The organism is Paenibacillus sp. SN-8-1 (assembly GCF_050995535.1).
Taxonomy (GTDB): Bacteria; Bacillota; Bacilli; order Paenibacillales; family Paenibacillaceae; genus Fontibacillus.
The window spans coordinates 510,500-530,193 of record NZ_CP194782.1; the positions used below are offsets into that span (position 1 = coordinate 510,500).

26 protein-coding genes and 1 riboswitch are annotated in these 19,694 nt (G+C 48.8%); of the genes, 14 read left to right on the forward strand and 12 right to left on the reverse strand.

Annotated features, from left to right (window positions below):
- The first annotated feature begins 50 nt into the window (after positions 1–50).
- Together ACRRNK_RS02480 and ACRRNK_RS02485 are read left to right on the forward strand one after the other, a co-directional pair.
- The gene (locus ACRRNK_RS02480; RefSeq protein ID WP_433945247.1) at positions 51–644 is read left to right on the forward strand and encodes a TetR/AcrR family transcriptional regulator; all 594 of its coding nucleotides are present in this window, start codon (positions 51–53) and stop codon (positions 642–644) included.
- A gap of 76 nt (positions 645–720) precedes the next feature.
- Positions 721–1,350, forward strand: coding sequence for a VC0807 family protein (locus tag ACRRNK_RS02485; RefSeq protein ID WP_433945248.1), 630 nt, complete (start codon positions 721–723; stop codon positions 1,348–1,350).
- Positions 1,351–1,602: 252 nt separating this feature from the next.
- Here the strand turns inward: ACRRNK_RS02485 and ACRRNK_RS02490 are convergent, their stop codons facing one another.
- The 3 genes from ACRRNK_RS02490 to ACRRNK_RS02500 form a co-directional block, all read right to left on the reverse strand.
- Positions 1,603–2,007 carry a hypothetical protein gene (locus ACRRNK_RS02490; protein ID WP_433945249.1) on the reverse strand — a complete coding sequence of 135 codons (405 nt, stop codon included), beginning with the start codon at positions 2,005–2,007 and terminating at the stop codon, positions 1,603–1,605.
- A 92-nt stretch (positions 2,008–2,099) separates the two neighbouring features.
- A complete protein-coding gene (locus tag ACRRNK_RS02495) occupies positions 2,100–2,582 on the reverse strand; it encodes a hypothetical protein (protein WP_433945250.1) in 483 nt (160 codons plus the stop codon).
- 13 nt (positions 2,583–2,595) lie between these two features.
- Entirely contained in the window at positions 2,596–3,132 is a 537-nt protein-coding gene (locus tag ACRRNK_RS02500) for a hypothetical protein (protein ID WP_433945251.1), read from the reverse strand.
- Between the two features lie 478 nt (positions 3,133–3,610).
- On the opposite strand from ACRRNK_RS02500, the gene ACRRNK_RS02505 reads away from it, so the two are divergent.
- Positions 3,611–3,916, forward strand: a complete 306-nt coding sequence (locus tag ACRRNK_RS02505; protein WP_433945252.1) for a hypothetical protein — start codon at positions 3,611–3,613, stop codon at positions 3,914–3,916.
- On the opposite strand, the gene ACRRNK_RS02510 is transcribed toward ACRRNK_RS02505, so the two are convergent.
- Positions 3,900–5,363: a PLP-dependent aminotransferase family protein gene (locus ACRRNK_RS02510; RefSeq protein WP_433945253.1), complete on the reverse strand. Its 1,464-nt coding sequence runs from the start codon at positions 5,361–5,363 to the stop codon at positions 3,900–3,902. The genes ACRRNK_RS02505 and ACRRNK_RS02510 overlap by 17 nt on opposite strands.
- Before the next feature lie 262 nt (positions 5,364–5,625).
- Here ACRRNK_RS02510 and ACRRNK_RS02515 point away from each other — a divergent pair, with 262 nt between their 5' ends.
- From ACRRNK_RS02515 to ACRRNK_RS02545, 7 genes are all read left to right on the forward strand, one after another.
- Complete coding sequence (locus tag ACRRNK_RS02515; RefSeq protein ID WP_433945254.1) at positions 5,626–6,243, forward strand: LysE/ArgO family amino acid transporter; 618 nt, start codon at positions 5,626–5,628, stop codon at positions 6,241–6,243.
- Positions 6,244–6,290: 47 nt separating this feature from the next.
- Entirely contained in the window at positions 6,291–6,488 is a 198-nt protein-coding gene (locus ACRRNK_RS02520) for a hypothetical protein (RefSeq protein WP_433945255.1), read from the forward strand.
- A 266-nt stretch (positions 6,489–6,754) separates the two neighbouring features.
- Positions 6,755–7,924: a YhgE/Pip domain-containing protein gene (locus ACRRNK_RS02525; protein WP_433945256.1), complete on the forward strand. Its 1,170-nt coding sequence runs from the start codon at positions 6,755–6,757 to the stop codon at positions 7,922–7,924.
- A 203-nt stretch (positions 7,925–8,127) separates the two neighbouring features.
- Positions 8,128–8,721, forward strand: coding sequence for a TetR family transcriptional regulator (locus ACRRNK_RS02530; RefSeq protein WP_433945257.1), 594 nt, complete (start codon positions 8,128–8,130; stop codon positions 8,719–8,721).
- The gene (nfsA, locus tag ACRRNK_RS02535; RefSeq protein ID WP_433945258.1) at positions 8,718–9,461 is read left to right on the forward strand and encodes an oxygen-insensitive NADPH nitroreductase; all 744 of its coding nucleotides are present in this window, start codon (positions 8,718–8,720) and stop codon (positions 9,459–9,461) included. Before ACRRNK_RS02530 ends, nfsA begins: the two co-directional genes overlap by 4 nt.
- Positions 9,462–9,759: 298 nt before the next feature.
- A complete protein-coding gene (locus ACRRNK_RS02540; RefSeq protein ID WP_433945259.1) occupies positions 9,760–10,320 on the forward strand; it encodes a DUF2062 domain-containing protein in 561 nt (186 codons plus the stop codon).
- A 103-nt stretch (positions 10,321–10,423) separates the two neighbouring features.
- Positions 10,424–11,179 carry an AAA family ATPase gene (locus tag ACRRNK_RS02545; RefSeq protein ID WP_433945260.1) on the forward strand — a complete coding sequence of 252 codons (756 nt, stop codon included), beginning with the start codon at positions 10,424–10,426 and terminating at the stop codon, positions 11,177–11,179.
- 12 nt (positions 11,180–11,191) lie between these two features.
- Here ACRRNK_RS02545 and ACRRNK_RS02550 read toward each other — a convergent pair whose 3' ends face one another.
- The 6 genes from ACRRNK_RS02550 to ACRRNK_RS02575 all read right to left on the reverse strand — a co-directional run bounded on the left by ACRRNK_RS02550 (position 11,192) and on the right by ACRRNK_RS02575 (position 15,623).
- Positions 11,192–11,623 carry a 2-oxoglutarate dehydrogenase E1 gene (locus ACRRNK_RS02550; protein WP_433945261.1) on the reverse strand — a complete coding sequence of 144 codons (432 nt, stop codon included), beginning with the start codon at positions 11,621–11,623 and terminating at the stop codon, positions 11,192–11,194.
- 209 nt (positions 11,624–11,832) lie between these two features.
- Positions 11,833–12,618, reverse strand: coding sequence for a TatD family hydrolase (locus tag ACRRNK_RS02555; RefSeq protein WP_433945262.1), 786 nt, complete (start codon positions 12,616–12,618; stop codon positions 11,833–11,835).
- Positions 12,619–12,623: 5 nt separating this feature from the next.
- Positions 12,624–13,445 carry an ABC transporter ATP-binding protein gene (locus ACRRNK_RS02560; RefSeq protein WP_433945263.1) on the reverse strand — a complete coding sequence of 274 codons (822 nt, stop codon included), beginning with the start codon at positions 13,443–13,445 and terminating at the stop codon, positions 12,624–12,626.
- A 12-nt stretch (positions 13,446–13,457) separates the two neighbouring features.
- Positions 13,458–14,222: an ABC transporter permease gene (locus ACRRNK_RS02565; RefSeq protein WP_433945264.1), complete on the reverse strand. Its 765-nt coding sequence runs from the start codon at positions 14,220–14,222 to the stop codon at positions 13,458–13,460.
- Positions 14,219–14,512 carry a thiamine-binding protein gene (locus ACRRNK_RS02570; RefSeq protein ID WP_433945265.1) on the reverse strand — a complete coding sequence of 98 codons (294 nt, stop codon included), beginning with the start codon at positions 14,510–14,512 and terminating at the stop codon, positions 14,219–14,221. Before ACRRNK_RS02570 ends, ACRRNK_RS02565 begins: the two co-directional genes overlap by 4 nt.
- A gap of 67 nt (positions 14,513–14,579) precedes the next feature.
- On the reverse strand, positions 14,580–15,623 hold the full coding sequence (locus ACRRNK_RS02575) for an ABC transporter substrate-binding protein (protein WP_433945266.1): 1,044 nt from the start codon (positions 15,621–15,623) through the stop codon (positions 14,580–14,582).
- Positions 15,624–15,784: 161 nt separating this feature from the next.
- Positions 15,785–15,895, reverse strand: a riboswitch (TPP riboswitch).
- Between the two features lie 133 nt (positions 15,896–16,028).
- Between ACRRNK_RS02575 and ACRRNK_RS02580 the strand changes: the two genes are divergently transcribed.
- The 3 genes from ACRRNK_RS02580 (at position 16,029) to ACRRNK_RS02590 (ending at position 17,255) form a co-directional block, all read left to right on the forward strand.
- On the forward strand, positions 16,029–16,445 hold the full coding sequence (locus ACRRNK_RS02580) for a pyridoxamine 5'-phosphate oxidase family protein (RefSeq protein ID WP_433945267.1): 417 nt from the start codon (positions 16,029–16,031) through the stop codon (positions 16,443–16,445).
- A 298-nt stretch (positions 16,446–16,743) separates the two neighbouring features.
- A complete protein-coding gene (locus ACRRNK_RS02585) occupies positions 16,744–16,944 on the forward strand; it encodes a cold-shock protein (RefSeq protein ID WP_009223993.1) in 201 nt (66 codons plus the stop codon).
- Between the two features lie 77 nt (positions 16,945–17,021).
- Entirely contained in the window at positions 17,022–17,255 is a 234-nt protein-coding gene (locus ACRRNK_RS02590; protein ID WP_127199052.1) for a cold-shock protein, read from the forward strand.
- A gap of 95 nt (positions 17,256–17,350) precedes the next feature.
- On the opposite strand, the gene ACRRNK_RS02595 is transcribed toward ACRRNK_RS02590, so the two are convergent.
- Together ACRRNK_RS02595 and ACRRNK_RS02600 are read right to left on the reverse strand one after the other, a co-directional pair.
- Complete coding sequence (locus ACRRNK_RS02595; protein WP_433945268.1) at positions 17,351–17,737, reverse strand: VOC family protein; 387 nt, start codon at positions 17,735–17,737, stop codon at positions 17,351–17,353.
- Positions 17,738–17,874: 137 nt separating this feature from the next.
- Positions 17,875–18,369, reverse strand: a complete 495-nt coding sequence (locus tag ACRRNK_RS02600) for a CcdC family protein (RefSeq protein WP_433945269.1) — start codon at positions 18,367–18,369, stop codon at positions 17,875–17,877.
- 217 nt (positions 18,370–18,586) lie between these two features.
- On the opposite strand from ACRRNK_RS02600, the gene ACRRNK_RS02605 reads away from it, so the two are divergent.
- The gene (locus ACRRNK_RS02605) at positions 18,587–19,660 is read left to right on the forward strand and encodes a lactonase family protein (RefSeq protein ID WP_433945270.1); all 1,074 of its coding nucleotides are present in this window, start codon (positions 18,587–18,589) and stop codon (positions 19,658–19,660) included.
- Positions 19,661–19,694 lie beyond the last annotated feature (34 nt).

Sequence of the window (19,694 nt, forward strand, 5' to 3'; positions counted from 1 at the left end):
CTGGGAGCATGATGAGCATCTGATCGCCTTCAAACTTAGGGGAGGTGCCCATGAACGAATCTACACCGCACAATGCGAGCTTTCAGCTTATACTTACTTCTTCCGAAGAGTTGATCCGGGAGAAAGGCTGCCGTAAGACAACGCTTCAAGACATTATTGAACGATCAGGACTTTCTAAAGGGGCCATCTACCACTATGTATCGGGCAAGGATGAGCTGTTCGGGCTCATTCTGAAATCCAAGATTGAATCCATGAACCTTCGGTTCAAAGAAGCTGTATCTTCTGCTGCAGAGCGGGATGCCAAGACGCCGATACTTTCTATTACCTCAGGACTGATGAACACGATGGATAAAGAGAATGTAACCAACACGATTTTTACCTACCTGCTGAGTCAGGCGGATAACCCCAAAGTGGCTGCAATTCTGCGTGATGTATATCAATACACCCATACGACAGCGGAACGCTGGATTCTAACCGGTCAGCAGGCCGGTGCAATTCCGGCAGAGATTAATGCTGCGAAGATGGCAGGGATGTTCATGATTTTTACCTACGGACTGCGGGTTCAGAATGTAGTCGCAGGTGAAGGGGCATTAACTCTAGATGCCCAGGATGTGTTTGCTCTTCTTTTTAAATCTCTGCAATAAGACAGTAGGCGAGCATAGGTACAGACGGTATAATGGCAGGAGAAAGATTTCTAATGAATCGGGTGAATCCATATCCATGAAATCGGCTCTGCCCTGGCGTGCATGGCTCCCGCAGATTATTGTTACTGTGCTGCTGAATGCACTCCTTCCCTGGCTCGTCTACCTTATACTAATCCGCCATTTCTCAAGCTTCACGGCTTTGTCGGCGGCAGCTTTTCTTCCCTTAATCGAGAATATCGTGTATCTCATTCGCTACCGGCGGCTCGATACGTTCGGCTCACTCATGCTGGGTTCCTTCGTCCTTGCAGCGCTGCTGGCATTCATGGGCGGCGATGAACGGGTGCTTCTTGTTCGGGGCTCCATTGTAACGGGGGCGGTGGGAGCGGCCTTTCTGCTGTCACTCCTGCTGAACAGACCTTTGATCTATGGGCTTGCCAAGCGGTTCGTATCTCCCGAGACCGCTGCGAGATATGAGGAGGGCTGGCACAAGCCTCAGGTACGGCGGGTATTCCGAATTATGACCGCTGTATGGGGGGCTGCACTGCTGCTTGAAGCAGCTGTTCGAACCCTTCTGGTGTATACCCTGCCTATAGCCGTGTTCCTCGGAGTCTCTAACCTGGTATTCTATGGATTCATTGGAGCGGCAGCGGTATGGACTTGGGTGTACAGGAGACGAAGCGCCACTGCAATGAACCCTCGACTATAAAAGAAGCTGCAGAGCTCGGTGGGCTTAGACAGCACTAAGGTAACGTCCTAATAGAGAGGCTGTATTGGACTTTTAATTTTGAGTGTCGTATGGGGACAAGATCCTAATCATACGATTGCAAATCCTGTTATGGTCGGCGGCAGGAAGGACATGAGTTTAACGTGTAAATAATAGGGACCTTTGCTGAATTCGCCCTGTGTCAGGATACTCCTGACACAGGGCGAACTTCATAGCAAGGTCCCTTGGGTTAATTTAATAAACATTTACGAGTGCAGAAACGGTCTTATCCCCGTATTTGGCTGTAATAACAGCCGTTCCCCGGTTGATAGCGGTAATATTGCCTTGTGCGTCAATGGTCAGAACATCAGGACGGCTTGAGCTGTAGGTAGCGCTGGAACTTACATTGACAGCTTGTCCATTCTGGTCATACCAGGTTACGACCGTGTCAAAGGTGTCTCCCCGGCTGATACTGTACTCCTCGGAGTCAAATTTGAGGCTGGATGCCGGATTTCCCGGATTGTCCGATCCGCCTGAATTAGCAGCGGCCAGCTTCACCAGCTTATTGCCCGCCAGCGCATAGATATCCTGGTCACCGATTTGGATGGCTTCCGCAACTTTTTTATCTAGGTCCTTCGACCAAAGCAGCTTGCCGTTCACAGCTGGAAATGGTGAATGATGAGAGGGGCATTGATAACGTTAAATACAAACGTAAAAGGGACGGGTATGCTCCCCGTCCCTTTACAATTCAATTAATCAGCTATAGATAATAATTGCTTAATTATTTTTTTGTACAGTCCTTGATCGTACATTGCTTTAAGTATATCCGTTGTACGATGTTCACCGCATATACCTAATAGCTTGTAGATGCCTTGGACTTCTTCTAATGTTGGAAGTTCATTGTTAAAGAGAACCTTGGGATATTTCAACGCCTTCTGGAAAGAAACAATCCTATCTTCTGAGTCCACATCGAAAGGAAGATCGTCCTGTTCATCGGAAGAGTTCACGACAATATTTATGCCATTAAGCCTGTCCGACATAATAGAAAGTACAAATTCTAAATCCAATCTTTGCAATTCAGAAAATTGATATTGAACAAGCCTATGCCAATACGGGTACTTTTCATCGACTTTTGAAATCATCGCTAGTCGTTGCAAGTTACTATTTAAGCTTGCAACTTGTGTTTCCAACTCATCAATGCGTTTCTGTTGCGCTAGTAATTCGTTTTCCAACATATATCCCCCTATTTTAGAGTAAAAAGAAGATAATAGCCGTTACTGCATCGGCAATTTGAAAGGAAACAGACTTTTCGCCCGTAATTTCCTCCAACCCTTCCCAAAGTATTCTTTTTACGTAGCTTTCCGCAAAGTTTCCAGCTGCAACTATTTCGTCGAGCATATCGGCGATGCCACTTAAATTATTCCTGAAAACTTTTGCGGAACCAGCATCAAGGTAGTCTACAATAATTTTTTGTACCCATTCATTTCTCGCGCCTGCTCTTAGTGCTGATGCCACGCCTTGAAGAGCTTTTTTTGTAATCCATGATTTGATTCCGTTTGTTTCAAATTGTCCGTTACCGTTACTGGGCGCAGGTTGGATACTTGTTATTAGATCACTTGATGGTACAACAGATGGGACAACAGAAGGTATAACAATAGTTTTTTGTACAGGCGTTGAGGAAGTAGTAGCATTGTCCGCGAATGCGCTAGTGGCTCCTGTAAGAAGTATGACACAAGACAATGTACCTGCAAATAGCTTCTTCCCTAACTTGTTCATTTTTAGCATTTGATTACCTCCAAAAATTGGTTTTCTTAATAGTAACTTACAATAGGACTATAACAAACCATTTTTGTCTAAGTAAGGTGAAAGGTGTAATTGATAGAAAAATAGTCGAAAAGGAATAATATCTGCAATTCGTAAAACTTGAAATAATGCTACTAATTCGTACATACCGTGATTCTTTGCTATTCTTCTGCGTATAAAATTCGATATGCGATTTAAAGAAGAAGTATTTTTCCAAGTTTACTGTCGTGGACTTCCGAGAATTGCCTATATGGGGAATATATAAGTACAAGAGTATAAATGCGTTAATAAATAAAATGATGGAAGAACTAGATTTAAAAGAGTATCTGTTGGTTGAGTTAGAGGAACAAGCTTTAAAGTTAAATTTCCAACAGCTGTTTAATAAATATTTTTAAAGTCATTCGCAAATCACGAGTGGCTCTTTTGTTGTGTCTAGAAGACCACTGAAAGGAGAACAATTATGAAACAACAAGGTCACTTTCTCTTATTGGAACGTTCCGAGTTTAGGGACTGGCTTAAAAAACAGGCTGTAACTCGAAAGATTAATCAACTACATGTACACCATACAGCTTCTCCAAATTACTCAACTAGAAGAATCATTAACGGTGTAGCCCAACAAGATCATTTTGTATGTCTTGAGGGAATGAGAAATTTTCACGTTAATCCTGAAGGTTGGTCTGCAACTGGACAGAACATCACGATATTTGAGGACGGGAAAATTGCTATCTCACTTGATCGGGATTTGAAGATTATTTGTCGGAAGTAGTTAAATGTCTGATTATCGCCGCTAACCGTGAAATTCCCCGTTCTAGCTCATCCATCCGCGCGTAGGCATAGGACAGGCGCAGGCAATCTACCGCTTCAGGATCATATAGATGACCCGGATTCAGCAGGATACCCTCCTTAAGCGCAGTTTCAAATAGCAGCCGGGGAGCGGGGGCGTTATGCAGCTTCAGCCAAATATAGAATCCTCCCTGTGGCAGCTGCCACTCGGCCAAGTCCCGAAAGTGCTTGTCCAGCATAGCTGCGGCCGCATCCCGGCGGGCCCTCAGCTTGTCTCTGAGCGAATCCATATGCTCTTCATGCATACTGCTGGAGAGCCATTCCCTCGCGGCCCATTGGGACAGCTGGCTGGAGCCGTAATCCGTCTGCATTTTGAGATCGGCAAGCCTGTCAATTACGGGCTCTGGCCCTGCAATCCAGCCAATACGCAAGCCGGGACTTACCACCTTGGACAAGCTGCCCATGTAGACGACCATCCCTTTCTTGTCAAGGGATTTCAGCGGCAGCGGAGGCGGTGTTTCCAGCCATAGCTCCCGGTATACGTCATCCTCCAGCACCGGCAGGCTGACTTCCGAACAAGCATCCAGCAGCCGGTTCCGCCGTTCCTCGCTCATAAGGATGCCAGTTGGATTATGGAAGGAAGGGATCGTGTAGAGCAGCGCACCACTGGACTGGCGGGCATAGGACGTGATCATTTGGTCCCGGATTCCTTCAGCATCCATGGGAATGCCCCGGAGTTTCATGCCCGCGGACTGAAAGACGGGGACAGAATACAGATAGGAAGGCCGCTCCAGAAGCACGGAAGAGCCCGGCTGCATCAGCCCGAGGGATACAAGCTGAAGCGCCTGTAGTGCCCCGGAGACGATAAGGATCGACCGGGGCGAAGCCGTGATGCCGAGCGCGCGTAGACGCTCTGCGATCAGCTCCCGCAGGCGCGGGTCGCCGCCGGGCTCGCCGTAGCCGAGGTCCGGCGCACGGTGCTGCGCCATTGTCCGCAGCAGGCGCTGCATTCCGGCCTGCGGCAGCAGCTCCGGCGATAGCTCGCCGGTGCCGAGGCGAATGATACCGGGCTGGAATTCGGCCCGGTTGATCTCCTGCACCGCCGGCAGGTTCGGGCGGTGGATGCTGGCGCTGACGTAGGCATTCCAGTCCGGCGGCTTCGATGCCGCGAGAATGCCCCACGTCCCGCTTACCACCCGCGTGCCGCCGCCACGGTTGCCTTCAAGCAGCCCGGCGGCAGTCAGCTCATCCAGCGCCGTGACCACGGTGCTGCGGTTGACGCCGAAGGAGGCTGCCAGGCTGCGCTGGGACGGCAGCCGGGTGCCAACCGGCCACTCGCTGCTCGCGATTCGCTCCTTGATATGCTGTTCGATCTGAAGATGGAGCGGCAGATCGGACTGCCGGTTCGGCTTCCACGAGCCTTGCTGCATAAGTTGTTGTTCCTTCTTTCCTTGTACAAGATAGTAGGTAGTGTTTTAACCCTTGATTATATAACCAAGTATACAACTTGGTTGGGTTATTAACCATCCAAATGGATGGAGCCAAAATGGTGAAATGGAAGGTACACTAAATATAGACAGAAGCACAGTCTTGTACGAAAGGCGTTTATTTAGATGGGCAGTTACGGTTAGTCCTACCAAGAAGCCTGCAGGGCAGCTTGAAAAGGATTTGTGGAATTTGGAGGTCGCTAATATGTTAGAAGCTGTTATGCATGGGTTGATCTTAGCTCTAGGGCTTATTTTGCCGCTGGGGGTACAGAATGTATTTGTATTTAATCAGGGCGCCAGCGCATCCAGATGGACAGGAGCCCTTCCGGTGGTTGTGGCAGCCTCCTTGTGTGATTCACTGTTAATTTTGATGGCGGTGTATGGAGTATCTCTGCTGCTATTGTCTATGGGTTGGCTGAAGATGATCCTGTTCGCTGCTGGAGTCCTGTTCCTGCTCTATATGGGCTGGTCCATCTGGACAAGTGCCCCGAGGCCAGCCTCGTCTGATAAAGTGAGGCTGCCTGCACGCAAGCAGATTCTGTTCGCCATTTCGGTGTCACTGCTTAACCCCCATGCGATTATGGATACTGTAGGCGTGATCGGAACAAGTGCTTTACGTTATGAAGGAAATGATAGATGGGGATTTACCGTGGCAACCATGGCCGTGTCCTGGCTCTGGTTCATGTCGCTCGCTACTGCTGGAAGATGGGTGGGCAGTCTGGACCGGGCCGGAGGAATTCTTAATCTGATAAACAAAATTTCTGCCATCGTCATCTGGGTCGTTGCGATCTACATGTTGGTTCAGCTTATGATCTCATCTTAAATTTAAAATGACAGTTACTGAGCAGCACTTTAAAGGGGGACCTAGACGTGAAAAGAATGCTGTGTCTTACTGCGGGAACTTTGATTATTGTTATCACGTATTTCCTAAGTCAAATAAGTAAAGACCTTGCGCATATCTCAAAAACCGATGGTCCATCTGATTACTTAACAGCAATATTTTATATTATTGCAGTTATTTTTATTGTGTATGGTTGGATAAACAGAAATAGAAATGATGCAGACTAATTTACTCTATGGGATGTAGGCGGCTCTAATCGTCGATGAATGGCTTTAGAACCTTTATGCTCCTATTCAGTCTATTGATCGTCTCGCAGTTAAACTGCATACGGTAAATAGAGTACAGGCCCCCTGTACTCTATTTTTTGTGATCAAACGCACACTTTTTTTCATGTAATGGTTGACAGGAAGATTCAGCCAGAGTATATTTTAAACAAATGTTTTAAATGACTGTTTAAAACTTAGAGAAAAGACAAAGAGGAGAGATAAGTTACATGCTGGATACTTTTAAAGGACTGATCAGGAAGCCGCAGACGATTGTTGGGGTGGTAATGGCTCTGGCGTTCCAGGTCATCTTCTGCCTGGTATGGATGACTGGATACAATGGAGTCAATGACCGGGTGAAGGAATTCAAGATCGCGGTTGTGAATGAGGATGGGAAGTTTGGGGAGTCCCTGAGTAAGCAGCTTGAGGGGAAGCTTCCTTTCCAGGTCGTATCGATGAGTGCGGCTGAGGCGAGTGAAGGCCTGAACAGCCGGGAAGTTCAAATGATCGTTACGGTGCCGCAGCAGTTCAGCGAGAACCTAAAGACTCCCGGGAAGCAGGCTGAGCTTAAATATACGATTAACGAATCGAACCCTGTTACCGTCAAGAGCGCGATGCAGAGTGCGGCGAATTCAATAACCGCCTCCGTGAATGCGGGTGCGGCGGCTCAGGGAACCCAGGCTGTTCTCGAACAGCTTAAAGTGCCTGCCGCACAGGCGGGAGCAACCTCCGCTGCGCTGACTGCGCGGGTGAATTCCGAATTTACTTTTACGAACAAGATCGATGGCATGAACAATCAGATGGTGCCGATGATGCTGGTGCTTGCCTCCTTCGTCGGAGCTATGATTATGGGTATGAACGTCCAGCAGGGCGCTATGATGATGAAGCCGGGTACCTCGAAATGGCAGCTGTTTGGAGCCCGTATTCTACTGAATGTGCTGTCCGCTGTAATCGTATCGCTGGTGGGCTCATCCCTTGTGATGGCGCTTGGCGGCCAGGCTGCGCATGGATTTATAAGCCTGTGGATGTTCCTTGGATTGTTCGTCCTGACCTTTATGCTATTCTCGCAAATGTTCCTCTTTCTGTTCGGAATGGCTGGAATGCTGGTCAATGTAACGATGCTGTCCCTGCAGCTTGTAAGCTCAGGTGCCATGGTGCCGCGCCAGCTGCTAAGCGATGCTTACCAATCCATTGGTGAATTCCTGCCGGCTTCTTATGCGGTCGAGGGTCTGATGAATCTTCAGTTCGGCGGACCCGCAATTGGACCGAAAGCTGTAGCTCTACTGCTCATTAGCTTGATAAGCATTGGAGTCAGCCTGCTAAGAGTTGCCTTGAAGCGGGAGCCGAAGTCAGATAAGACCAAGGAGCTATCCACAGATCCGGTTGCAACTGCGGTGTAAGCTTAAGGAAGATATTATATAAGACGCAGTCAAAGTCAAACAAGACATGTAGGTAAGGAGTAACTGCGTCTTATATAGGTGATAGATGCCTGCCATCCGGGATTGACCCTGCCGGAGGCAGGCTTTTTCACCTTGGCCAGCCTTGCGTATGCGGTTTCAAAGTCGCATAATGGGACTAGAATTATTAGAGAGGATCTAAGGGAATGAATCATAACGATTGCGACATCAAGATGCGTATTCTGCTGTCCGCCAGGAAGCTTTTTGCCAAACAGGGGTATGAAGGCACGAGTGTAAGGCAGATCTGTGAGGAAGCAGGGGCCAATGTGGCGCTTATTTCTTATCATTTCGGGGGAAAAGAAAAGGTGTACACCGCTTTGTTCGAGAAGTTCTTCCCTGGAAGGTTAATGAGCGACTACAGCGAGCAGCTGAGCGACCCGATTTCGGGTCTTCGCCTGCTCATCTCGGAGATTATCCATTTCACCTTTCAGGATAGAGAGCTCAGCAGTATCGTTCAGCAGGAAGTGATGATGGATTCCCCCCGCAGGGATATTGTGATGGAATTCTTATATCCCGTATGGAGCAAGGTAAGAGAGCTGCTGCTCAAGGGAAAAGAAGACGGCATATTCGAGTTCGACTCGCTTAGTAATACGCTGCTTATGGTCATAGGGGCAGCACTTGCCCACAAACGGGTATATGATTTTGAACGCTTAATTGCAGATGAAGAGATGAACCCGGAACAAATCCCGGACCAAACGGTGAAATTTATTCTTAGAGGGTTAGGAGTGAAAGAGGCATGAACGACACAATCGCATTGCTCAAAAAGCATCGGTCTATCCGGAAATTCAAAGATAAGCCGCTGGGTAAGAGTATGGTGGAGCAGATCATCAGCGCCGGCCAGGCTGCCTCGACCTCCAGTAATGTGCAAGCCTTTAGCGTTGTTGCCATAACAGATACGGAGCGAAAAGGAATCCTGTCCGAGCTCGCAGGAAATCAGGCTTATATTCGGGAATGCCCAGTCTTTCTGGTATGGTGTGCGGACCTGCACCGCTTGAAATATTCGGCTGAAAGGCACCGTCCTGGTCAGGATTCCTATGAGGATGTAACCGAGAACTTCATTATCGCCACGGTGGATACCGCGCTGGCCGCGCAGAATGCCGCTGTGGCCGCCGAGTCGCTAGGTCTTGGAATTGTATACATCGGCGGAATTCGGAACCGGATTGCCGAGGTGGCCGAGCTGCTGGAGCTGCCGGATCTGGTCTATCCCGTGTTTGGGATGTGCCTGGGGTACCCGGATCAGGAGCCGGGTCTTCGTCCGCGATTACCGGTATCGGCGGTACTACATTGGGACGAATATGATACGGACAAGACAGAAGCGCAAGTGGAGATCTATGACAAGACGATGACCGAGTATCTGCGAGAACGTACTGGAGGGCAGAAGGACACGCCTTGGTCGGAGCTGATGGCCGAGAAGCTGACTCAGCCAGCGCGCCTGCATATGCGGGAGTTCTTGCAGAAGAGAGGCTTTGAATTAAAGTGAATGACAGAGCGGCACCTCACCGGGCCGCTTTTTAATTTACAATATTCTTGAATCCCTCATATAAATATGAGACAGAAGGAAATATTCCAATCTACGGATGTCTGAAACGGGCACATTGTATATGAGGCGCAGGAGGGCTTTATTCATGGTGGACTCCAGACTCTGGCGATGAGAGATAACTCCGCTCCAATTGAATAGAGCTGCGATAGGAAGTGCGGCTTCTTATATGGTATAATCTTATTATCCTAAGAAAAGCCCTTCTATATGGATTAGGGTTGTAGAGATTAAGGAGTCTGCCATGAACAAGAAACACTCGAACAAGAAGCAATTTCTCAATAAAATATACCGTGCCTTCAAACTGAATTTCCTTAAGCTGCTGCGTACACCGGGCGGTGTGAAGAAGGTATCCCTCGGCTTCTCGATCGGATTCGCCCTGGAGATGATCGTTATCTCGTCGGCGTGCCTGGTCTACTTAATTTTTTATCCTGTCGTTAAGCTGTCCGGTGGTTCAGTACCAGCTGCCATTATCGGGAATGTTATTGGCAAGCTGACGTTTCTTCCGATTCTGTTGATGCCATTTGCAAGGAAGCTCGGTTCCTGGATCTATCCGCTGCATGGAAGCCGACATAAGGGCATGATTCATGAGGCCTCGATTATGGATATCTTCAAAGGGGACTTCTCCGCTATCCGAGATGTGCTTCACGGCGGACTGCATATCCTGATCGGGATGAGCATCTTCGGCGCTGTGCTGGGTGTAATCTCTTATTATGTCATTCAGTTTTTGTATAACAAAACAGCCAAACGTCGAATGGAGAAACGGCGAAGCCGAATTCTTGTATATGAACAAATAGGATCGTGAGCGAATAGCTCCGGTCCTTTTTTGTGTCATATGGGATATAATGTAAATTGGAGATTGGCCGAGTGGGATTAATTATTTGAGATAGAACGGAGTGATCTTCTGGATGAGCATTTATGAGGTGGATGCGTACGTGAGGAGCATTGAGCTTGATAGGAGCCGGATTCCCTCTTACCAGCAGTATCCTTTCAATCTGGGCGCGGTACGGAATTTGCACAGTCTGAAGCTTCACCCCAAGGTAACGTATATCGTCGGGGAGAACGGAATGGGCAAGTCTACTTTGATGGAGGCTATGGCTGTTGCCTGGGGCTTCAATCCTGAAGGAGGAACGAAGAACTTCAATTTCTCAACACGAGCGACGCACTCTCCGCTGCATGAGCATATCCGGCTGGTTCGCGGGAGGAACCGGCCCCGGGACGGGTTCTTCTTTCGGGCGGAGAGCTATTATAATCTAGCGACGAATATAGGTGTGCTGGACCGAGAGTTCTCTGATGCTCCACCAATTATAGACTCCTATGGCGGGAAATCGCTGCACGAGCAGTCGCATGGGGAATCCTTCTTTGCCGCCTTCATCCACCGGTTCGGAGGGCGGGGTCTCTACATACTGGACGAGCCGGAGGCCGCGCTGTCCCCACTGCGGCAGATGGCCATGCTGGCGCGGATTCATGAGCTGGTAGGGCGGAATTCCCAGTTCATTATCTCCACGCATTCCCCGATTCTTATGGCTTATCCGGATTCCATTATGTATAACCTGACGGCTGAAGGAATGGAGGTCACCTCATTAGAGAAGACGGATCACTACATCATTATGAAGGAATTTCTGAGTAATAAGGATAAAATGCTTCGTGAGCTGTTCGATTAATGAAGAGCAGGCTCAGCTGAGAATGGGGTGCTCCCAAAGTCCAAGCTGTCCCTTCGCTGGAATGAACTCAGGGAGCAGGGTCATATCCTCAACTTCCCAAGCGAAATGATCCACCCTGTAATCACCGAGCAGGTAGTCATTACCTTTAACCTCTTGACCCTCCTCCAATACTGCGGATTCCCCGCTATTCTTGGTAACCCGGTAACAATTTACAAGACGGCAAGTTGCCAGGATTACGCCAGTCGGCAGCTTCGTCTCGGTATATCCATGCTTGGCAAGGACTGAGAATACAGGTTCATCACGGCAAGCTGCCTTGTCCGTTCTTAAGCTGGCGTGAATTGCAAGCGGTCCGCGGTAACGTGTTCTCCACGATCTTGTCTCATATTTGATTTCCCCGAAAACAAAGAGACTTGCCCAAGGCTGAATCATCGACAGTACCTTCAAGAAATGCTCCCCTCTCATTTTAGCTTTTTGTTTAGATTACCCTACAGTTAGTGAAGTACACCTATCGTCAATTATGAAATTGATAGCGGAAAAAAATATAGGATGAAGCATTAATGATATGAATGAGAAAAAGCCCTCGATTAGAGGGCTTTTTCTCATAAGCAGGGATGTAAGACAAAGGACAAGGGCATAGCAGCTAATGTTCACATTTAATAGTAAAATCGTTTCGTATTCGCGTACAGCATCGTCTCCGCCTGCTGGGGTGTGATTCCATGAATCGCCCCGTAAGCTGCGATGACTTCTCTTACCATCCCTGGGTGGGTCATCTGACCCTCGAATGGTCCTTCAAAAGGCCACGGCCCATCCGTCTCAGCCATCACGAGATGCTTCGGATAACGATGTGCCAGCTCTATAATTTCCGGCTCATAGAGAAGGTCCGGGGTGAACGAGATATAGTAGCCCTGGCTTGCCATACGTTTAATCGTGTGCGGGGCACCCTTGAACCAGTGGAAGTGAGCCCGGGTAATCCGGTGCTTCTCCAGCAGGTCGCAGACGATATCCGCATCCTCATAGACGGCGTGCAGGACGACTGGCTTACCCAGCCGGGCAGCCAGGGCGAGAAGCCTGTCCAATAGATGAAGATATGGGGCCGCGTCAAATTCTTCACCGCGTTCCGCCGCCTCAAGCCGGGAGTAATAGGGGAGGCCAATCTCGCCCACAGCCACCATCTGATCGGCATGCTGCTCCATCCACTGCATCAGCTTGCCTATTTCGTTCCCAGATGGTATCTCCTGCTCAGGGTGAAAACCATATGCAGGCCGAACAATGCCGGGGTATTGCAGCGCCAGCTTCTGGTTCATCTGAGAGGATTCCAGGTTCATTGAAACAGCAATTAACGACTCTACACCGCTGGCTGCAAGCTCACTCAGCAGCTTTGTGCGGTCCTGCTCTTCATATGAATCAAGATGAATATGAGCATCGATTACCTTATTCACTATGATCACCGGCTTCCTTCAAGCATTTTCTTTTGTTCTTCCCGCATGTACTGTGTCAGTTCTCTCTTCAGGGCAAGGAAGGAGGCGTCCTCGGCGATCTCCTCCCGGCGCGGCCTTGGGAAGGGAACTTTAACTTTGTGCAGCACCGTTGCCGGACGGCTGGAGAACAGATATACGGTGTCCGACAGCAGTAAGGCTTCCTCAATATTATGCGTAATGAACAGGACGGAGCGCTTATTCTCTTCCCAAATATTCAAAAGCCAGTGCTGCATGTCACTGCGAGTCAGTGCATCGAGCGCACTGAAGGGCTCGTCCAGGCACATAACCTCCTGCCTGCCCAGCAGCCCGCGAAGGAAGGAGGCGCGCTGCTGCATTCCGCCGGACAGCTTATGCGGATAGGAGTTCTCAAATCCGCCAAGTCCTGCGCGATGCATCCATTTGCGCGCTTCCTCCCGGACTTCCCTAACTGGAACACCGAATACTTCCATCGCAAGGATGACATTGTCTTCAATGGTCCGCCAAGGAAATAAAGCCGGCTGCTGGGGAACATAGCTGATATGCCCCTTCTTCCCGGTGATATCTTGGCCTTGCAGCAGAATTTGGCCTTGATCCGGCTCGGTCAGGCCGCCGATAAGATGGAACAAGGTGCTCTTGCCGCTGCCTGAAGGACCGACGATGGATACGAACTCACCCGGGGCTACGGAGAGAGAGACGTCCTTCAGAACGGGCAGCTCCCGCCGTTTCTCCCGATAGCTCTTGCTGATTCCCCGAACCTCCAATGCAGGAACCTGAATAGAGGGTTCTTGTACAGCTTGTGTCTTGTCCATGTTCTTCCCTCCTCAATGCTTCTCCCGCTCAGGCTTATAGCGGATTAACCACTTCTCCAGCAGTACAATAAGTGTGAACAGCAGCAGGCTCATGACAACAATAATCATAATGGCGACAAAGATCCGGTCTGTCCGAAAGGAAGACTTCTGCATCATCATATACTGGCCGATGCCGGTTCCGCTTCCCATCCATTCCGCAATAATGGCTCCCATCACGCTGTAGGTTGATGCAATCTTCACGCCAGATAGGATGGAAGGAAGCGCATAGGGAAGCTCCAGCTTTCTGAAAATTTGACCTTTGCTGGCTCCAATCATCCTCATGTAGTTCAGCATCACATGATCGGTCCGGGACAGTCCGTCAAGAGTTGCGACAGCAACCGGGAAGAAGCAGACCAGCGTGATAATGATCAGCTTCGGCGTCAGATCAAAGCCGAACCAGACTACCAGTAGAGGAGCCAGCGCAATCGTGGGAATGTTCTGACTTAGAATGATCAGCGGATACAGGGCTGATTTCAATATAGGTATGAAATGAAGTGCAATTGCAATGATAAGTCCTACAGCAAGGCCAATAACGAGACCGAGTAGGGTGAGCTGAAGAGTGGATAGGGTCTTGGCCCATAGATTTGCCGGATCAGCGGCTGCTTCCTTTCCAATATCGGTAGGACTCGGAAGCACCCATTTATCAATAGCGAATACGGAAGTCGCGATCTGCCAGACGAGAATAAACAAGATGACCGCCACAAGGGGCGGCCATACCATTTTGAACCAGGATCTCATGGACGGTATTTCTCCGTCAGCTTATCCATACTCGCACCTTCCGGTGTGTACAGAATTTTAATCTGCGAAATAATGCTTGGGCTTCCGAACTCTATTACGGCTTCATTCATCTTCTTCACAATATCCAGGAGTTCGCTCAGTTCACCTTCCATCGTAGTCTCAAGCGCGTTCACTTGATGCTTCACACCGGAAGCCTGAATGATCTCGATGGCCCGGTCAACATAAGGGATAACGTCTTCGCCGCCCGGGGTCTTCGGAATGATTTGTATACTTAGCAGAGTATTGGCCATGGTTGATCTTCCTTCCTATTTAACTGGATAAGTGCTTAGGCGATGAGCCTATCTTTAACTGCCCGTCTTACTTAGCTTCAGGCAGGTAATCATTGGTGAATGCTTTGCTTACATCCAGCGGCTTATCCAGCAGCTTGCGTTCATACATCCAATCGGAATAGTTCTTCCATACGGACTCTTTCTGTTCTCCCCAACGCGGCGCGTCATCCTTGTACCGGGGGCTCAGCCACTTCTGGCTGGCAACAACCAGCTTCTCGTCCAGGTCCGGTGCGGCCTTGAGCAGTATCTTGGCTGCTTCTTCGGGGTGGTCAATCGCATATTCATAACCTTTGGAGGTCGCGCTCATGAAGGCTTTGACCATTTCCGGGTCGCTGGCGATGACCTTCTCGCTGGAAGCGATGACCGGTGTGTAATAATCAAGCTTGTCTGAATAGTCTTTGACATAGAGCATATCAAGCGGTTGTCCGCGGAGCTGTGCCTCAATGCCGGTCCAGCCGTAATAGATCCAGGCGAAGTCAACATCCCGCTTCACGGCTGTGAAATAATCGGCGTCCCCAATATTGATATTGGTAACCTTGGAGACATCAGCACCCTGGAGCTCCATGATGGATTTCATCACAGCTTCCTCGACAGGAGAGCCCCAACCGCCATATTTCTTTCCTTCAAAGTCTTTTGGAGATTTGATCTTGCGGTCGACAGGCGCAGCAAAACCTGAGGTATTATGCTGGATAACTGCCGCAAGGGATACCAGCGGCACGTTCTGTGTACGGCCTTGGGTAATGCTCTCCTGATAGCTGACACCGAACTGGGCTGCACCGGAAGCTATCATCGTATCGGCCGACCCGCTTCCGGGCTGAATAATATCCACATTCAGTCCAGCATCTTTATAGTAACCAAGCTCCTTGGCAGCAAAAAGGCCGGTATGATTCGTATTTGGAGTCCAGTCGAGCACGACCTTGATATCCTTCAGTTCCTTTGGCTTCTCGGCAGTCGGAGTTGACTCGGTGCCGGTTGCAGTGCTTCCGCTGCCTTGCTTTGAAGTTCCGCAGCCTGCAGCTGTAAGTACGATCACACAGCATAGCAGAAGCAGACTCCATGTTCTCTTCTTCATTTGTATTCGCCCCTTCTTCTTTGAAATTCTACCCTGGTTCCTGACCGTTCAACCCGGATTGTTAAATGGAATGAACTATAGTTCACTCCATATTAATGGTGTAATGCAAAGGAAAAAAGGCGTCCTGGACAGGACGCCTTCGCGCGCATGAAAGAATGGAATTACCAAACATTTCTCGTTCCTACGCTGGCATTATCCAGATCAGGTATACGGGTTAGCATCTTGGGGATGCACTCTCAGCCGGCCGAATTCCAGCTCCCCGGGTGTTTGAAGTTATTACTAGAAGTATTATAGTCCCACCCTATGACCTTGTCCAGTAAATGGGGGAATGAACGGTTCATCTTACTTGCCTGTGGGTACACTAACGATGAGCGCCATTTTTTGAATCAGGAAGGAGCAATTGACATGGACCGTCAGCAATTGGAATCGCAAATAGAGCAAGCCTTGAAGGCAAATAAGTTTGGTTCCTTTGGAACCGTCGAGAACGGTGGCCCCAAGGTGCGTTACATGGCCATTTACCACGAGGGACTAACTGTATACCTGGCTACCGACCGGAAGACGCATAAGGTGGAAGAGCTTCAGAACAACCCCAAGGCCGCGCTTCTGCTTGGTTTTGAGCAGGGAGGAACGGGAGATATTGTTGAGATCGAGGGCGAGGCGACTGTCAGCAGTGAGGAGAGCCTGAAATCTAAAGTCTGGAGAGATGACTTCAAGCAGTATCTGGACGGACCGAATGATCCTGATTATGTAGTGATCAAGCTGACGCCTACGCGAATCGAGTTCGTATCCAAGGGCTCCGATCGTCAGGTCTGGACCGCATAATAACTCAAGTATTAATCCACAGACCCGGGGAAGTGCACCGGGTTTTGTGCGCGAATCAAGGCAGGCGATTTGGCATCCCAAATGGCCGCCTTTTTTATTCCATTTTTTCCAGACCATGTTGGTTCGTATTTGCTTTTTGCTGGAAACAGGTTTATAATTAAATTAATTGACTCCCAGAGCGATATTCTCATATTGAAAAGAGTGTCACTTACAAGCTGGAACTTTTTTCAATGTGTGAATTTTTTTATGGAAAAAAGGAGCATATTAATTTTTTTTACTTTTAGGGAGGCTACCCCAAATGGAAACAGGAACAGTTAAATGGTTTAACGCTGAGAAAGGCTTTGGCTTCATCGAAGTTGAAGGCGGCAACGATGTATTCGTGCATTTCAGCGCAATCACTGGCGAAGGTTTCAAAACTCTTGACGAAGGACAGCGCGTACAATTCAACGTTGTTCAAGGCAACCGCGGACCGCAAGCTGAAAACGTTGTAAAACTGTAACGCAAACCATACTGCCCTTAACGTGTGCGTTAGGGGCAGTTTTTTCTTTTAGAGGTAGGAACAGAAGGAGGATAATCATGAATTATCGAAAAAAAACGTTAGAAGAAATTCCTGAGGAGATCACACCGATTTGGTCGTGCACCAATGACAGTTGTAACGGATGGATGAGGGATAATTTTGCGTTTGACTACACTCCTGCTTGCCCTCTATGTTCTTCTGAGATGGAGAAGAGTTCAAAGATGCTTCCCTTGCTCGTTAATAACAACGCCGATATGAAGTCCCTCAAGAAGGGTGTTCAGATCGATCAGTAAATCTGATACCAACTAAGGCCGCCGTATCTTCATACGGTGGCCTTTTATGTTGGGATACAAGCCAGCCTTGTTCATTGCATAGATAGATCTTAAGCTTAGCGCTGGAACAGCTCAATCCATTCCTTCTCCGGGCCATAGATGAAGAAATAACGGTAACCGTTAGGCAGTGTGGTAATTTCTGAATCAATGAATTGTACATGATCGAACGATTTAATACGCTTAAACTCCTCTTCAATATCCGGAACGGTAATAGCGAAGTGATGCACGGTCGCTTCGGAAGGCAGCTTATCGCTGTAGCCTTGAATCAGCTCAATCTCCGTTTCATCGCTGCCTCCAAACCCAAGGAAAGCCAGCTTAAAGATCCCGTTGGAATGAAGAAGGGTCCCCTTTAGCTCAAGTCCGAGAACCTCGGTATAAAAATGGATCGATGCCTCAATATCCCGAACCACTACTCCGACATGATCAACCTTCCGTTGCGTCATACGTACCATGCTCCTTCTTATAATAAATTTATAACGATTATGCGAGTGGAAAACCTACTTGTCAAGTGGGATTAATGTTGCTAATTCTAAAGGTGGAAAAACTAAAAAAGGCTACCCATTAAGGATAGCCTCGTGTCTCAATGATTTACTGGAGATTGTGTCTTAAGAATAGTCTGGTAATGCTTCCACATGAATAACCGCCAACGGAGGATCATTCCGTAAGCCAGCAGGAAGAACAGGGCGCCTGTCTGCGGTACGGAGACATATTGTTCGATAAATTCATGAAGCAGCATCCGAACGGCGAGCAGTCCGAGCAGAACTACAATAAAGCTGCGGGAACGCTGTGCGAATACCTGACCCTCGGTGACTTCGAACTTGGTACTGCGGATCAGCGGGTAAGAGAATAACAACCATCCGACAGCAAAAGCGGCAATTCCCCATAACCAGGGAATCCGAACGGCAGGCACGATGAACATGAAGAACCCGGTCGTCATACCCACCGGGGGCATAATAATCTTCTTGATCGTTATGGGCTTTTTGCTCGCTTTGAGACGAATGAATATAGTTAGCAGGGCCATAATCAAAGTGCCCGCTGTGGCGGCGATTTGTAGATACGTAGGACTGAGCTGCATAAATTCAGGCCCCTTTCAATAGATGAACAATTCTGTTTTTTATTATATCACAATAACGCTTCAGGGTTGAATAAAAGAAAGGAATACCGAGATGACGCTGCTCTATTCGGGTATATAGAATTGGACACCTTCCTATATCATGTAGAGTGAACTAGTAGGGAACGAAGTATGAATATAGAAGTCTAATTATATATGAACAAAAGGAGACCTGTGGAATATGACGAACAGAAACCAGGACAACGAAACTTTGTTATATGTGGGCAGTTATGCTTCGGCTGAGGAGAGTGGAATTCATCTTGCTGCCTTAAATAAGGAGACTGGGGAGCTTCGTTTACTTCAAAGCACCTCCGGGATCGAGAATCCCTCTTTTGTTATTGTTAACGAAGAGGGAACGAGGCTGTATTCCGTTGCTGAGCTGGAGGATGGACAAGTTGCCGCGTATGAAATTAACCAGGAAGATGGAAGCCTACGGGAACTGAGCCGTGAGTCCACAGGCGGATTTGCGCCCTGCTACATATCTTATACTTCAGGGCCGGAAGGGCAGTTATTCGTTGTTAACTATATGAGCGCAGAGGTAAGCAGCTATAACCTGGATGAGAACGGGGCGATTAAGGAGCTAGCCTCCCGGGTCAAGCATGTGGGCAAGGGACAGCGTGAAGACCGACAGGAAGCCGCCCACACGCACTCCATTGTGCCGGACCGCAACGGGAAGTTCGCTTACGTATCGGACCTGGGCATGGATCAGATCGTTATCTACCGTATCGAGGACGGCAAGCTTGTGACACATAAGGAGATCAAATTGCCGCCAGGCTCAGGTCCAAGACACTTCAAAATTCATCCTTCAGGTCAGTGGGCTTACGGAATTAATGAGCTGAACAATACGGTGACCGCTTATTCTATGGATGAGCCCCGGGGGGACTTGGGGATTCTCCAGCATATATCAACGATCCCGGAAGACTTCACGGCAGAGACCACCAGTGCGGAAGTGGCTGTGTCCCCATGTGGACGCTTCCTGTATGGCTCGAACCGCGGTCATGACAGCATTGTGCGTTACTGTATTGACCAAGAGAGCGGTAAGCTATCTGATCCTCATTGGGTATCCAGCGGTGGCGAAGGACCGCGCCATTTCCTGATTGTTCCCGGCGGCTATCTGCTGGCGGCCCATCAATACAGCGATAACCTGGTCAGCTTTCGTCTCGATGCCGAGACAGGCATCCCGCGGGAGACCGGGCATGAGCTAAGCCTTAGCAAGCCAGTCTGCATCGCGCTGGCCAGGCCAGCTCAAAGCTAATCGGACTTCTACCCGATAGTAGAGCTGTCTGATT

Excerpts from the sequence above, each read along its gene's own strand:
- ACRRNK_RS02545 (WP_433945260.1), top strand. The coding sequence starts at position 10,424 with ATGAGCATTTATGAGGTGGATGCGTACGTGAGGAGCATTGAGCTTGAT.
- ACRRNK_RS02605 (WP_433945270.1), top strand. The coding sequence starts at position 18,587 with ATGACGAACAGAAACCAGGACAACGAAACTTTGTTATATGTGGGCAGT.
- ACRRNK_RS02575 (WP_433945266.1), bottom strand. The coding sequence starts at position 15,623 with ATGAAGAAGAGAACATGGAGTCTGCTTCTGCTATGCTGTGTGATCGTA.
- nfsA (WP_433945258.1), top strand. The coding sequence starts at position 8,718 with ATGAACGACACAATCGCATTGCTCAAAAAGCATCGGTCTATCCGGAAA.
- ACRRNK_RS02565 (WP_433945264.1), bottom strand. The coding sequence starts at position 14,222 with ATGAGATCCTGGTTCAAAATGGTATGGCCGCCCCTTGTGGCGGTCATC.
- ACRRNK_RS02600 (WP_433945269.1), bottom strand. The coding sequence starts at position 18,369 with ATGCAGCTCAGTCCTACGTATCTACAAATCGCCGCCACAGCGGGCACT.
- ACRRNK_RS02590 (WP_127199052.1), top strand. The coding sequence starts at position 17,022 with ATGAATTATCGAAAAAAAACGTTAGAAGAAATTCCTGAGGAGATCACA.
- ACRRNK_RS02515 (WP_433945254.1), top strand. The coding sequence starts at position 5,626 with ATGTTAGAAGCTGTTATGCATGGGTTGATCTTAGCTCTAGGGCTTATT.
- ACRRNK_RS02480 (WP_433945247.1), top strand. The coding sequence starts at position 51 with ATGAACGAATCTACACCGCACAATGCGAGCTTTCAGCTTATACTTACT.
- ACRRNK_RS02500 (WP_433945251.1), bottom strand. The coding sequence starts at position 3,132 with ATGCTAAAAATGAACAAGTTAGGGAAGAAGCTATTTGCAGGTACATTG.
- ACRRNK_RS02585 (WP_009223993.1), top strand. The coding sequence starts at position 16,744 with ATGGAAACAGGAACAGTTAAATGGTTTAACGCTGAGAAAGGCTTTGGC.
- ACRRNK_RS02570 (WP_433945265.1), bottom strand. The coding sequence starts at position 14,512 with ATGGCCAATACTCTGCTAAGTATACAAATCATTCCGAAGACCCCGGGC.
- ACRRNK_RS02560 (WP_433945263.1), bottom strand. The coding sequence starts at position 13,445 with ATGGACAAGACACAAGCTGTACAAGAACCCTCTATTCAGGTTCCTGCA.
- ACRRNK_RS02595 (WP_433945268.1), bottom strand. The coding sequence starts at position 17,737 with ATGACGCAACGGAAGGTTGATCATGTCGGAGTAGTGGTTCGGGATATT.
- ACRRNK_RS02485 (WP_433945248.1), top strand. The coding sequence starts at position 721 with ATGAAATCGGCTCTGCCCTGGCGTGCATGGCTCCCGCAGATTATTGTT.
- ACRRNK_RS02495 (WP_433945250.1), bottom strand. The coding sequence starts at position 2,582 with ATGTTGGAAAACGAATTACTAGCGCAACAGAAACGCATTGATGAGTTG.
- ACRRNK_RS02580 (WP_433945267.1), top strand. The coding sequence starts at position 16,029 with ATGGACCGTCAGCAATTGGAATCGCAAATAGAGCAAGCCTTGAAGGCA.
- ACRRNK_RS02540 (WP_433945259.1), top strand. The coding sequence starts at position 9,760 with ATGAACAAGAAACACTCGAACAAGAAGCAATTTCTCAATAAAATATAC.
- ACRRNK_RS02525 (WP_433945256.1), top strand. The coding sequence starts at position 6,755 with ATGCTGGATACTTTTAAAGGACTGATCAGGAAGCCGCAGACGATTGTT.
- ACRRNK_RS02530 (WP_433945257.1), top strand. The coding sequence starts at position 8,128 with ATGAATCATAACGATTGCGACATCAAGATGCGTATTCTGCTGTCCGCC.
- ACRRNK_RS02505 (WP_433945252.1), top strand. The coding sequence starts at position 3,611 with ATGAAACAACAAGGTCACTTTCTCTTATTGGAACGTTCCGAGTTTAGG.
- ACRRNK_RS02510 (WP_433945253.1), bottom strand. The coding sequence starts at position 5,363 with ATGCAGCAAGGCTCGTGGAAGCCGAACCGGCAGTCCGATCTGCCGCTC.